Genomic DNA, 12,473 nt, shown 5'->3' on the forward strand with positions numbered 1-12,473 from the left:
GCTGCTGCGGCCGCATCATCGGGTGCCGCCCCCGGCGCCGTCCGGGTCGGCGCCCTCCGGCCGGGTGAAGGGGTCCAGGGCGTCCGGGGAAGTGACCGGCGCGGGTGGGTCGGCGACCAGCGCACGGCCCGGGACGAGCACACAGAGCTGGCCCTCGACCGCGCCGATGGCCCGGCGCCAGAGCGGGGCGGCCGGCGCGGGGCGGGCCGTGGTGGGGACCAGCAGGCCGGCGTCGCGGCCCAGGTAGCGGGCGCCGTCGGCCCACGGCAGGTCCGCCTCGGCGCCGAGCACGAGCAGCGCGCGGTCGGCGGCCGGCAGGCCCGGACCGTCGTCGGCGAGCACGCCGAGGCGGGCGCCGTCGCGGACCCGCTCGAGGGCCGCGGCGGCCAGGCCGGGCACCGCGTCGCCCACCGCGAGGACGGCGGCGGCCGGGAGCGGGGGCTCACGGCGCTCCCACCGGAGCGGAAAGGACTGCGGAAGGGCGGGCTCAGGGGCGGGCGGAGACGGCTGGGCGGCGGTCACGAGGGGGCGACCGCCGCGACCAGCTCGGCACGTATCCCGGCCAGCGCGGCGGGCAGGTCGGCCGGCTCGAAGCCCGCGTCGATCTCGCGCAGAGCGGCCTCCAACCGCAGCCGCGAGTCCCGTCCTTCGGGGAGGTTCCGGTGCGCTGCGAGCAGGGCCGTGCCGGTGCGGGCCAGCCGCTCGGCGCGCGCGGCGGTGCTGCGGGACAGCTCTTCGGCGGCGTGCACCAGGCTGCGGTTGGCGGCCTTCTCCACCAGGTCTGCGAGGGTGTCGCGGGCCAGCGCCTGGGTGTCGGCGGTCGGGGCGATCAGCGGCAGTACCCACAGGTCACGCGCGGATGCGGTGGTCCGGCCGTCCAGCACGGCGGCGGCCGCGACCAGCTTCTGCGAGCGCACCGCCCGGCGGTCGCCGACCGGCACCCCGGCACTGCGCAGCCGCCGCAGCGCGGTACCGACCAGCGGGGTGACCTCGTCGAGGTCGCAGGCGCGGGCGGCCGCGGCGAGCCTGTCGACGGCGGCGAGCAGGCCTCCGGGGACGGCCGGCGCTGCGGACGCGACCGCGGGGCGGCGGCCGGCCTCGAGCAGTTCCTCCAGCCGGGCGTCGGCCACCGGCTCGACGAACACGCGGGCGAGGAAGCGGTCGGCGAAGGCGGCCAGGGCGGGGTCGTCGGGCAGGTGGTTGGCGGCGCCGACGCAGACCCGCAGCGGGCTGTCGAGGACGGTGCGGCCGCGGCGGAAGACCCGTTCGTTGAGCAGTCCGAGGAGGGTGTTGAGCACGGCTGTGGATCCGAGGAACACCTCGTCCAGGAAGGCGATCTCGGCCTCGGGCAGCATCCCGGCGGTCTCGAACTCGACCCGGCCCTCACGCAGGCCGCGCAGGTCGACGGGGCCGAACAGCTCGTTCGGCTCGGTGAACCGGCCGAGCAGGTACTCGAAGTAGCGGCCGCCGAGCCGACCGGCGATCCGGCGCACGGCCTCGGACTTGGCGGTGCCCGGCGCGCCGATGACCAGGAGGTGCTCACCGGCGACCGCGCAGAGCGTGACCACCTCCGCGACCGTCTCACGGTCGATCAGGCCCCGGCCTGCGGCGGCCACGGCAGCCCCGACCGACTCGGCGTCCGCGGCGAGCGTGGACGCGGCGGGCGTGGCGGGGACGGTGGTCGGGGCGGTGCTGATCTCGGTCACGAGCACCGGAGTCTACGGGGGCCGAATCCACGCCCACCAGCGGGTTTCCATTCAGCCGGACGGACCGCCCGGCACCGCCGCCGCGGGGCGTGCTCGGCCGCCGAGTACTTTGTCGACAGGGCTCAGGGGCCGTCCCAGGCGGTGTAGAAACTCGCCGGGTTGACCAGGTAGCGGACGGTCGGCCGGGGCAGGTGGCGGACCTCGTGGCGGCGGGCGTAGCGGCGTACGAGTTCCCAGTCCTCCCGGGGCAGCACCTCGGGGGTGCGGCGCAGCCGGCTGAAGTACAGGGAGCGGTTGCGGCGCGCCACGAAGGCGTTGGTGTCGAGGAAGGCCTCGTGGGCGGCGCGGCGGCGGTCGAAGGCCACGGAGAGGACGTCGTGGTCCGTGCCGTCGGGCAGCACCCTGCGCAGCGCGGTGTAGACGGCATCGGGTCCGTCGGGGGCCTCCAGCGCGGCCAGGGCCTGCTCCAGGTGGTCGGGCTCCCACAGGTTGTCGTCGTCCAGGAAGGCGACGTAGCGCGACCTGGTCAGCCGGATGCCCACGTTGCGCACGACTCCGGCGGTCGCCGTGTTGCGGGCCAGGGACACCGCGAACAGCCGCGGGTCCGACGGTAGTTCGGGAAGGCCTGCGCCGTCGTCGACGACGATGACCACCTGGTCGGTGACCGACTGGTCCAGCGCGGAGCGGACCGCCGCGCGCAGGGCCCCGGGGCGCCGGTGGGTGGGGATGACGGTGGCGACCAGGGCGGCCGGGGGTTCGCCCAGGTCTGCGGCGAGCCGGCGTGTCTCGGTGTCCTCCAGGCGGCGCAGCCGCAGGGCGGAGGGGGCCAGCAGGACCTTGTTCCTGGCTTCGAAGAGCACCAGCCAGCCGAAGGTCCGCTTGAGCAGTTCCCAGGGGGCCCGCGCGATCCGGCGCATCATGTCCTGTCGGTCCTCTCGGTGGTCAGGAGGCGGGTGGGGGGTCGACGGGTCTGCCGTCGGACATGCGGTTGCCCTTCCACACGTTCCCGGCGCCGCCCGCGTTCCAGGCGGTGGCCGCCCCGTAGGCCCCGGCGGCCGGGTGGTACTGCGTGGAGAAGACGTTGTTCGTGACCTGGATTCCGGTGGCGCCGGGGCCGCCGCCGTAGAGGGCATACGCTCCCCCGGCGAGCCAGTTGCCCTCGACGACGACGGAGGAGACCACTCCGGTGTCGGCGAACAGGCCCACGGCCGCGGTGGCGCCCCGGTCCACCGCGGTGGGGTTGAGCAGGGTGTTGCGGCGGATAATCAGCCGGCCCTTGTTGCCGCCTCCGCTGATGACGGCGTCGGTGTGCTGCCATTCCCCGCCCTGGTTGCGGAAGGCAACGAGGTCGTGGACGTAGTTGTCGTGCAGATCGCCCTGGCCCATGGACAGGGCGTTGCCGAACACCGAGATGTCGCACCAGCCGACCTCGATCGAGCTGCCGCCCATGTTGGAGACGGCGTAGTTGACGCCTCCGTTGTCGGGGCCCTTGCCCGGTACGGCGGTGATCGTGGTGTGCAGGACCTTCAGTCCGCCGAAGCCGGGACGCAGGTTGATGCCCCACCAGTTGGTCGAGGTGATCCTGCTGTCGATGACGGTGACGTCGTTGGCGTAGATGTCGAGGGAGCCGTGGATGTCCCAGCCCTTGATGACCGTGCCGTCCTTCTTGACGGACATGTTCCCGGTGTCGTGCCGTTCCAGCCCGATCCGCGGGCCGGTGCTGCTCGCGTCGGGGAACCCGCAGGTACCGGGCGAGGTGCAGGCCGGCTCGGCGGTGGCGGGCGGTGGTTCGCCCGTCCCCTGCGAGGAGGCGGTCGGGGAGGGCGGGCCGGAGGTGGCCGGCGGGACCGAGGGGGTGGGTGGTGGCGCCGTGGCGGAGGGGGTGGCGCTCCCGGTGACGCCGGGGGCCGCCGAGTGCTCGCTCATGGCGGTGCGGTCCGCCCGGTAGAGGGTGAGGACGACGGCCAGGACCACTCCGGCGAGCAGCCACGCCGTCAGGCGCCTTCGGTGCTGGGTCACGGCGGCCTACCCCTTGAGTAATGCCCGGCCGGGCAGGATGCACAGGACGTAGCACAGGGTGCCGGCGGCTCCGGTCGCCAGGAGCGCGAGCACGCTGTCGCCCAGGTACCGCTCCAGGAGGAGGAGTACGGCTGCCATCACCGCTCCGCCGAGGAGGGGCCAGGCGCAGGCCCGGGCCACGGTGCCCAGGCGGATGCCGCCGCGGTGCAGGGCGAGGAGGAACACCGGGACCACGACGGCCCCGGCGACCAGGACGTGTCCCTGGGCCACGCCGACGATCCCGCCGGTGCGGGCGCCGATCACGAGGACCGGGATCAGGATCACCAGCCAGAGTCCCTGGACGCCGATGAGCGAGCGGCGGCGGCCGATGGCGACCAGGCAGTCGTAGGCGAGTTCGCAGCCGATGCGGACCAGGCCGAGCGCCATCAGCCAGGGCAGCGCCCGGGCGGCGGGCAGCCAGCGTTCGCCGTAGATCAGTTCCACGACGGGGGCGGCGAGGGCGGCGAGCAGGACGCAGATCGGTACGGTGCCGGCCATCACGACCCCGAGGGCACGGCTGAATCCGGCGGCCAGCGCCTTTGGTGAGTCGGCCAGCCGGGAGAAGCCCGCGAAGGAGACGCGGCGGGCTGCCTCGGAGATGATGCGCACGGGCCAGCCGGAGATGTTGAAGGCGAGCACGTAGAAGCCGAGGGCGAGGGGGTCCAGGGCCGAACCCACCACCATGGTGTCCACGTTGACCACGCCGAGGGCGAGCATGCTGGCTCCGGCGAGCGGCAGCCCGAACCGGAGCAGCGCCCGGGCCTGTTCCCGGTCCCAGCCGAACCTGAGGGTGCCGGGGGCGGCGAGGCAACAGCCGATGAGCGCGGCCACGTTGCCCACCACGGAGCCCCAGGCGAAACTCATCGCGCCCCAGCCGTCGACGGCGAGGAGCAGGGTCACGGCGGTGCTGAGGACGAAGTTGAGGCCGTCGACGGCCATCCGCCGGCCCTGTGCGAACTCCCGGGTGAGGAAGCCGGCGGGCACCTGGGAGAGGCCGTCGAGGACCACGCACAGGCACATCACGCGCAGGACCCCGGAGGCCTCGGGCGAGCCGAGCACCCCGGCCACCGCGGGGGCGATCGCGAACAGCACGGCGTAGAGCAGGCAGCTGGAGGCGGCGCTGAGGGTGAGGACGGTCGGGGCGAAGCGGCGCGGGTCGCCCTCCCAGCGCACGATCGCCAGCGAGACGCCGAGTTCGTTGGCGGAGAGGAGGACCAGCAGGACGGTCTGGGCGATGCCGTACACGCCCCAGGCCTCGGGACCGAGGAAGAAGCGGGCCAGGACGATGCCGGTCGCGAAGTTGCCGAGCCGCATGACCACGGTGTTGATCAGGCTCCACTTGGCCGCGGAGCCGACCTTGCGCCCCAGCGAGGGCGCCGCCGGGGCGGCGCTCTCGGTGTCCGCCGCCGGGCCGGTCACGGCGATCCGGCCGTACGGGAGCCGGCCGCGCCGGAGCCGGCCGGGTGGGCGACGGTCATGCGCAGGGTGGCCGTCGGGTCGTCGGCGTCGGAGGCGGCCGGTTCGCCGCCCTCGCCCGGGGCGGGCCGGTGCTTGCCGGACGACGCACCCCGGCGCCCCCGGGCCTCCACGAAGAAGGTGGCCACCAGGCTGAGCACGAAGCCCAGCGCGCCCGCCATGACCAGGAACTGCAGCCTGGCCTTGGTCTGTGCCTCGGGCTTCTGGGGAGGCACGATCGTGGCCATCCGGATCATGGCGTCGGGGGTCACCGACTGCTGGTTCTGGAACTCCAGCAGCCGCTTCTCGGCGTACGTCGTGAGGATCTCGTCCGACTTCAGCACGGCGGCCGGGTCGGTCCCGACGACGCTGAGCCACATGTAGGGGCCCAGCGCGTTGTCGGCGATCTTCGCCTCGTGCACTCCGGTGACGCCCAGGGCCTTGAGGTCGGCCTTGGAGTCGTCGGAGTTGAGGTTGCGGGCCAGGCCGTCGGCCATTCCGGTGAGCGAGGCCTGGGTGCTCAGGAAGGGGTTGCCGTCGAAGGCCACCGTGGCCTTCTTCGAGTTCAGCAGGGTCACCGTGCTCTGCGACCGGTACTCCACCGGGACCAGCAGGTACACGGCGGCGGTGAGCGCCGCCGTGATCAGCAGTCCGGGCAGCAGGACGTACCAGCGCCTGCGCATGACCCGCCAGATCTCCGCGAGATCCATGGTCTTCCCCTTCGAATTGCGTTTACAGCACGTGCTGTCGATCGGTGGCCGGCCCGCGCGACACGAGGTCGGTCGGGCGCGGCCGGGAGTGCGCGGGCGGCCCGTCGAGCAGGACCGCGGCGATCCGCTCGCTCGCCCGGCCGTCCCAGAGTTCGGGGCAGCGCGGCGCGGGCGGATGGTCGAGGACCCGGTTCACGGTGGCCGTGATGCGCTCCGGATCCGTGCCCGCCAGCACGTTCGTGCCCTCCTCGACGGTGATGGGGCGCTCCGTGTTCTCCCGCAGGGTCACGCAGGGCACCCCCAGCGCGGTGGTCTCCTCCTGGATGCCCCCGGAGTCGGTGAGCACCAGGCGGGCGGAGTCCTGCAGGGCGATGAAGTCGAGGTACCCGGCGGCCGGTACCGTCCGGATGCCGCCGGGCACGCCCAGCTCGGCCAGCCGCTCGGCGGCCCGCGGGTGCACGGGCAGCAGCAGCGGACAGCGGTCGGCGATCTCGCCCAGGGCCTTGAGCAGGCCGCGCAGTGCCCCGGGGTCGTCGACGTTGGCCGGCCGGTGCAGGGTGACCAGGCCGTATCCGCCGCGGGTGAGGCCGTACCTGTCCAGGATGTCCGACTGCCGGGCCCGGTCCAGGTTGGCGAGGAGGGTGTCGATCATGACGTTGCCGACGACGTGGATCTGGTCCTCCCGGTAGCCCTCCGCGCGCAGGTTCACGGCGGCATCGGGCGAGGGCGCCAGCAGGTAGTCGCTGAGCCGGTCGGTGGCGACCCGGTTGACCTCCTCCGGCATGGTCCAGTCCCGGCTGCGCAGCCCGGCCTCCACATGGGCCAGCAGCGGGCCGGCCTTCGCGGTGACCAGGGCACAGGCCAGGGTGGAGTTGATGTCGCCGACCACCACGACGGCGTCCGGGGCCAATTCGTCGAGCAGTGGCTCGAAGGCGGCCATGACCCGCCCGGTCTGCTGCGCGTGGCTGCCGGATCCGGCGCCCAGGTAGCGGTCGGGCGGCCGGATGCCGAGGTCGCGGAAGAACACGTCGTTCATGGACTCGTCGTAGTGCTGTCCGGTGTGGACGAGGATCACCTCGGCGCCGCGGCGCTCCAGTGCGTCCATCACCGGTTTGATCTTCATGTAGTTGGGCCGGGCTCCGGCCACGCAGACGATCCTGGTCACGGGGTCAGAGCACCTCCACGGTGGGTCCGGAGACCCGGTTGCGGCAGTCGAGGACGAAGGAGGCGTGCTCGGTGACCAGCTGGTAGTCGAAGGAGTCGTGGTCGGTGAGCAGCACCACCACGTCTGCGGCCGCCAGTTCCTTGCGGGTCGGCTCGACCCGCACGAGACGGGCGTCGACCTTGATGCTCTCCACCACGTGGGGGTCGGCCGCGCGGACCTTGGCGCCCATGTCGAGGAGGAGCTGCGCGATGCGCACGGCGGGCGACTCCCGGGCGTCGCCGGTGTTCTTCTTGTAGGCGAGGCCCAGCAGCAGGATCTTGGAGCCGTTGACCGAGCGGCGCTTGGCATTGAGCGCGTCGATCACGCGCCGCGTCACGTACTCGGGCATGTGGTTGTTGATGTCGTTGGCGAGTTCGACGAAGCGGAAGTTCTGGCCGAGCTCGCGCTGCACCCGCCAGTTGAGGTACGAGGGGTCGATGGGCAGGCAGTGGCCGCCGACGCCCGGGCCGGGGGTGAACTTCATGAAGCCGAAGGGCTTGCTGGAGGCCGCCTCGATGGCCTGCCAGACGTCGATGTCCAGGTGCCGGGCGAACATGGCGATCTCGTTGACGAGGGCGATGTTCACGTGCCGGAAGGTGTTCTCCAGCAGTTTGGCCAGCTCGGCCTCCTTGGGGGAGCGCACCGGCACGGTGGTGTCGACGAGGTCCCCGTAGAAGGCCTCGACGGCCTTCAGGGACCGGGCGTCGACTCCGGACACCACCTTGGGGGTCTGCTGGAAGCCCCAGACGGTGTTGCCGGGGTCGATCCGCTCGGGGCTGTAGCCGAGGTGGAAGTCGGCGCCCGCGGTGAGCCCGGAGCCGTCCTCCAGGATCGGCGCGAACAGCTCCTCGGTGGTGCCCGGGTAGGTGGTGGACTCCAGGACGACGGTGGCACCGGGGCGCAGGAAGCGGGCCAGGGTGTGCGCCGACTCCTCGATGTAGCGCAGGTCGGGGGCTCCGTCCTGCAAAGGTGTCGGGACGGTGACGACGGCGACGTCGAAGCCGCCGCAGTCCCGGGCCAGTTCGCTGGGACGGTAGGTGCCGCGCGCCAGCGCCCGGGCCAGCCGTTCGGAGGAGACGTCCTCGACGTACGACTCACCGGCGGCGAGGCTCTTGACCCGCCGGGTGTCCACGTCGTAACCGATCACCTGGTGTCCGACCTCGGCGGCCCGGATGGCCAGCGGCAGTCCGACGTATCCCTGTCCCACGACGACGACGCGCATCAGTAACTCCTGTTCGCGGAAGGGGCGGACGGTGTGCGGTGGATGAGTTCCCGGACCGTCATGACGAGGAAGGCGGCGTTGGTGGTGAGGTAGCGCTTGCCGAGACGGCGCGGTTCCTGGAGGGTGCGGTAGAACCATTCGAGTCCCATCCGCTGCCAGACCAGGGGGGCTCGCTTGGTGATGCCGGCGAGGATGTCGAAGGAGCCGCCGACGCCGTGGACCACGTGGGCCCCGGTGCGTTTGCCGTAGCCGGCGGTGAAGATCTCCTTCTTGGGCGAGGTCATGCCGAGGAACAGCAGCCGCGCCTCGCTGTCTGCGATGGCGTCCGCGATGCCCTCCTGGTCACCGTCGCCGAAGTAGCCGTTGCGGCTGCCGGCGACCCGCAGTTTCGGGAAGCGCTCGGAGATCTGCCCGAGCATCATCTCCAGGACGTCCTCCTGGGCGCCGAGCAGGTAGACGGGGATGTCCGCCACCTCGGCGGCGGCCAGCAGGCGCATGAACAGGTCGATGCCCGCCACCCGTTCGGGCAGCCGGACGCCCAGTACCCGGCCGGCCCAGACGACCGCCTGGCCGTCGGCCAGGACCAGGTCGCAGCCGGCGACCGCCTCGGCGAGGAGGGGGTCGCGCCGCATGTTGACCAACTTGGCCGCGTTGACCATGCCGATCTCGATCTGTTCTCCGCGCCGCACCGCGTCCAGGCAGCGCTGCACGGTCTCGTCCATGGTCAGGGGGTCGAGCGGGACCCCGAAGAGGGTCTGTCGTCGTGTCATCTCCGGGGCCCTCCGAGCCAGGCGAAGAGCATCCAGCCGAACTCGTACGGACGGCACTCGCGGTCCACCGCGCCCGGCCGGAAGATCCGGTCGAGGGGTGCGAGGCGGGCCCGCGGTGCCACCCGGGTGGTGAGCCCGCGAGCGGCCCGGACGGCCTTCCCGGGGTCGCCGCGGTAGACCTTGCGCCAGGTCACGCCGAAGTCCTCGCGGATCATCGGCTCCCGCGGGTTCCCGGTGGGATCGGCGAGTTCGGGTACGTCGGTCATCCAGCGCAGCCCGCGCCGGATCGCCGCGCCGAAGTCCGTTCCCCCGGCCTCGGCCAGGTCGAACAGGGCGGTGGGCGCCATCGCGTGCTGGTGCACGCTGTACACCGGGTAGCCCTCCACCACGCCGCCCTCGCGGGCGTCGTAGTGCCACCACCACTGTCCGCCGTCGCCCTGCAGCTCGCAGATGCGGGCGGCGCAGGCGTCGGCGGCCGCGAGGGCCTCCGGGTCCTCGCCGCTCGCGTGCAGCCGGGCCAGCGCCTGCAGCGGATAGGTCTGGTCGGCGAAACAGGCCACGTGGGACCGGTAGCCGGGGACCAGGCCGGGTGCGGTGGCGTGCGGGAAGAGCGGGCTGTCGCCGACCCTCGCCGCGAGCAGCCGCCCGCGGGCCACCGCGAGGCGGTCCTCCACGTCCTGCACGGCGCGGGCGGCGGTGAGGGCGGAGAGCACCCAGGCCGCCTCGACCGTGTACTGCGGCCGGCCGGGTACGTCCAGCGCGGCCACCCGGTCGAGCGCGTCGGACAGTTTGGGGTGGCCGGTCTCCGCGGCGGCCCAGGCGATGAGCGCCGCGTCGCCGAGGTTCACCACCCCCGGCAACCGCTCCACGAGTATTCCCGTGAACTCCGCCGCGGAGCGCCCGCCGAAGAGGGCGCGCTGGCGGTCCTCGGGCAGGAACCGGGCGCCGAGCGCGGTGATGGCCGCGTACCGGGTGCTCGTTCCCCGCGGTTCCAGGCTGCGGGTGCCGTCGGGCGACACCACTCCCGCCCTGGTGAACACGAAGTTCTCGGCGTCCGGCAGGTACATCGCGGGAAGCCCCGCCTCGGCCAGCGCGAGCAGCCGCTCGGCGAGGGCGTGCAGCGACGCGTCCTCGTGAGCCAGTGCCTCTAATCGTGTGGTGTTCATCGGGTCCCCACCCCGAATCCCCTGGTGCTCCCCGCACCCCGTATGTCCGAGCTGTTCGGCTCCAACACACCTACCCCCTCTGATCGTTCTCCTCGGACGGACCTGGCGGTCGTCGCTCCGTGGAGGGGGACTGCGCATGACGGCGTCCGTGCCCGCGGCGATGTCACGCCGATGGCACGAACCGTCCGGAGCCGGCGTCTGGATCCCCCCAGCGATGCCTCGGACCGGGACACGCGTGAATCGGCAGTGTCGTCGGGCGTGGTGGATCCACGCCGGACATGGCACTGCCCTCGGTGCCCGCGTCGTACACAACCCCCCACTGAACATGGCCTGTTGCCTGCTCAGATCCCGTGTGCATGGACACGTTATGCCCGCGGATGTTCGTTGATTGTGGTTTTGAGGAAATGCCGGTGCCCTAAATTGCCGACATTCCGTCAGGTTCGCTCGATGAGCGTCCCGTCCTTCTCGTCGTGCAGCGCTCCGGTGCGCGGGCACTCCCAGGTGCCCGGCTCACCCGCGCGCTCCACCAGCCGGACACCGGCCCGCCCCACCCAGCCGATGCGCCGGGCCGGTACGCCCGCGACGAGCGCGAAGTCCGGTACGTCCTTGGACACCACGGCGCCGGCCGCGACGAGCGCCCAGCGCCCGACGTGCACCCCGGCCACGCACACCGAACGGGCCCCCAGCGAGGCCCCCTCGGCGACGACCACCCCGGCGGCCTCCCAGTCGCCGTCGCGCTTGATCCGGCCCTCGGGGTCGACCGCACGCGGGTAGAAGTCGTTCGTGAGCACCGCCGCCGGGCCGATGAACACCCCGTCACCCAGTTCCGCGGGCTCGTAGACGAGCGCGTAGTTCTGCAGCTTCACGTGGTTGCCGATCCGCACGCCCGGCCCCACGTACGCCCCGCGCCCCACGATGCAGCCGCGGCCGAGCCGGGCCTCCTCGCGGATCTGTGCCAGATCCCAGATCGTGGTTCCCTCACCGAGTTCGGCGCTCTCGTCGACCTGGGAGGAGGGTTGGATACGGACACTCACGGCGCGGTCCCCTTACGGCTGCGAGGCATGCGGAAGCACAGCTGCACGACGTACGGATGTACGCAATGCGGGTGTACGAAGCGAGCATATGCGCCGAAGGCTCACCTCACGCGCAGATCAACCGACTGTTCACGCAACGCACTTGACGCGGCCCGGGGCCGGGCCGGTCAGAGCAGCCGTTCGGGAACGGAACCGAAGGGAACGGTCCGCGCGTGGAGTCGACCGTCGTGCGCCAGGAACTCCACGTCGCCCATGGGGTCGGCGGTGACCTCGCCGACGACGGCGGCCCGGCGGCCGTGCGGGTGGGCGTGCAGCGCCGCCAGCACCCGGCCGGTGCGCTCCGGCGGGACGAACAGGCACAGGCAGCCGGCGCACGCCGCGTCCAGCGGGGCCAGCCCCCGGGCGCCGAGGGCCACCCGGGCCTCGTGGCGCACGGGCAGGGCCGCCTCGTCCACCCGCAGGGTCAGCCCGCGGCCCGCGGCGCACTGGCGCAGGACCTCGGCCAGGCCTCCCGCGACCACGGTCCGGGCATGGCGCAGGTCGGCGCCGACCGTCCGCATCAGGCCCGCCAGGGGTGCGCAGTCGCTGGGCACGTGGTGCTCGTACCCGAGGCCGTCGCGCAGCGAGACGAGGTGCGCGGCGTGGCTGCCCAGCGGCCCGGTCACGACGATCCGGTCGCCGGGCCGGACCGTGTGCAGGTCCAGGGGCGCGCCGCCGCCGAGCACCCCGAAGGCCGTCGCGGTGACGAAGACCCGGTCGGCCTCTCCCGCCCGGACGACCTGGGTGTCGACGGCGGCGATCGCGACCCCTGCCTCGGCGGCGGCGGTGCGCACGGAGGCGGTGAGCCTGCGGACCAGATCCAGCGCAAGCCCGGCTTCCAGCACGATGCCGAGGGCGACGTGCCGGGGTTCGGCGCCGGTGACGGCCAGTTCGTTGACGGCGCCGCAGACGGCGACCCGCCCGATGTCGCCGTTGCCGAAGAAGGGCGGATCGACGACGTACGTCCCGGTCCGGACGACGACGCCGCGGTCCGGTACGAGTTCCTCCTCGATCAGGGTCCGTACCCCCGGGCCGAAGCCGACCTGGGCCGCGTCCCACCCCTGTGTGTACGTCACGCCATCCCCCGATGCCCGCGATTCATGATCGTC

At 72.9% G+C, this 12,473-nt stretch carries 12 protein-coding genes; all 12 read right to left on the minus strand.

The window, feature by feature from the left end; genetic code table 11:
• Positions 1 to 15: 15 nt before the first annotated feature.
• A complete protein-coding gene (locus OG373_RS09640; RefSeq protein WP_405437470.1) occupies positions 16 to 522 on the minus strand; it encodes a hypothetical protein in 507 nt (168 codons plus the stop codon).
• On the minus strand, positions 519 to 1,706 hold the full coding sequence (locus OG373_RS09645; protein WP_405437471.1) for an AAA family ATPase: 1,188 nt from the start codon (positions 1,704 to 1,706) through the stop codon (positions 519 to 521). Before OG373_RS09645 ends, OG373_RS09640 begins: the two co-directional genes overlap by 4 nt.
• A 122-nt stretch (positions 1,707 to 1,828) precedes the next feature.
• Positions 1,829 to 2,626: a glycosyltransferase family 2 protein gene (locus tag OG373_RS09650; RefSeq protein ID WP_405437472.1), complete on the minus strand. Its 798-nt coding sequence runs from the start codon at positions 2,624 to 2,626 to the stop codon at positions 1,829 to 1,831.
• Positions 2,627 to 2,648: 22 nt separating this feature from the next.
• Positions 2,649 to 3,725, minus strand: coding sequence for a hypothetical protein (locus tag OG373_RS09655; RefSeq protein WP_405437474.1), 1,077 nt, complete (start codon positions 3,723 to 3,725; stop codon positions 2,649 to 2,651).
• 6 nt (positions 3,726 to 3,731) lie between these two features.
• The gene (locus OG373_RS09660; RefSeq protein ID WP_405437476.1) at positions 3,732 to 5,183 is read right to left on the minus strand and encodes a lipopolysaccharide biosynthesis protein; all 1,452 of its coding nucleotides are present in this window, start codon (positions 5,181 to 5,183) and stop codon (positions 3,732 to 3,734) included.
• Positions 5,180 to 5,929, minus strand: a complete 750-nt coding sequence (locus OG373_RS09665) for a chain length determinant protein (RefSeq protein ID WP_405437478.1) — start codon at positions 5,927 to 5,929, stop codon at positions 5,180 to 5,182. Before OG373_RS09665 ends, OG373_RS09660 begins: the two co-directional genes overlap by 4 nt.
• Positions 5,930 to 5,951: 22 nt before the next feature.
• Complete coding sequence (gene wecB, locus OG373_RS09670) at positions 5,952 to 7,094, minus strand: non-hydrolyzing UDP-N-acetylglucosamine 2-epimerase (protein WP_405437480.1); 1,143 nt, start codon at positions 7,092 to 7,094, stop codon at positions 5,952 to 5,954.
• A 4-nt stretch (positions 7,095 to 7,098) separates the two neighbouring features.
• Complete coding sequence (locus tag OG373_RS09675; protein WP_405437482.1) at positions 7,099 to 8,355, minus strand: nucleotide sugar dehydrogenase; 1,257 nt, start codon at positions 8,353 to 8,355, stop codon at positions 7,099 to 7,101.
• A complete protein-coding gene (locus tag OG373_RS09680) occupies positions 8,355 to 9,125 on the minus strand; it encodes a WecB/TagA/CpsF family glycosyltransferase (RefSeq protein WP_405437484.1) in 771 nt (256 codons plus the stop codon). Before OG373_RS09680 ends, OG373_RS09675 begins: the two co-directional genes overlap by 1 nt.
• Positions 9,122 to 10,291, minus strand: coding sequence for a hypothetical protein (locus OG373_RS09685; RefSeq protein WP_405437486.1), 1,170 nt, complete (start codon positions 10,289 to 10,291; stop codon positions 9,122 to 9,124). Before OG373_RS09685 ends, OG373_RS09680 begins: the two co-directional genes overlap by 4 nt.
• Positions 10,292 to 10,725: 434 nt before the next feature.
• Positions 10,726 to 11,325 (minus strand): acyltransferase, encoded by a 600-nt coding sequence (locus tag OG373_RS09690; RefSeq protein WP_405437488.1) that lies wholly within the window; start codon positions 11,323 to 11,325, stop codon positions 10,726 to 10,728.
• A 167-nt stretch (positions 11,326 to 11,492) separates the two neighbouring features.
• Complete coding sequence (locus tag OG373_RS09695; RefSeq protein WP_405437489.1) at positions 11,493 to 12,440, minus strand: AIR synthase-related protein; 948 nt, start codon at positions 12,438 to 12,440, stop codon at positions 11,493 to 11,495.
• Positions 12,441 to 12,473 lie beyond the last annotated feature (33 nt).

Source organism: Streptomyces avidinii (assembly GCF_045161815.1).
GTDB classification, from domain to species: domain Bacteria; phylum Actinomycetota; class Actinomycetes; order Streptomycetales; family Streptomycetaceae; genus Streptomyces; species Streptomyces avidinii.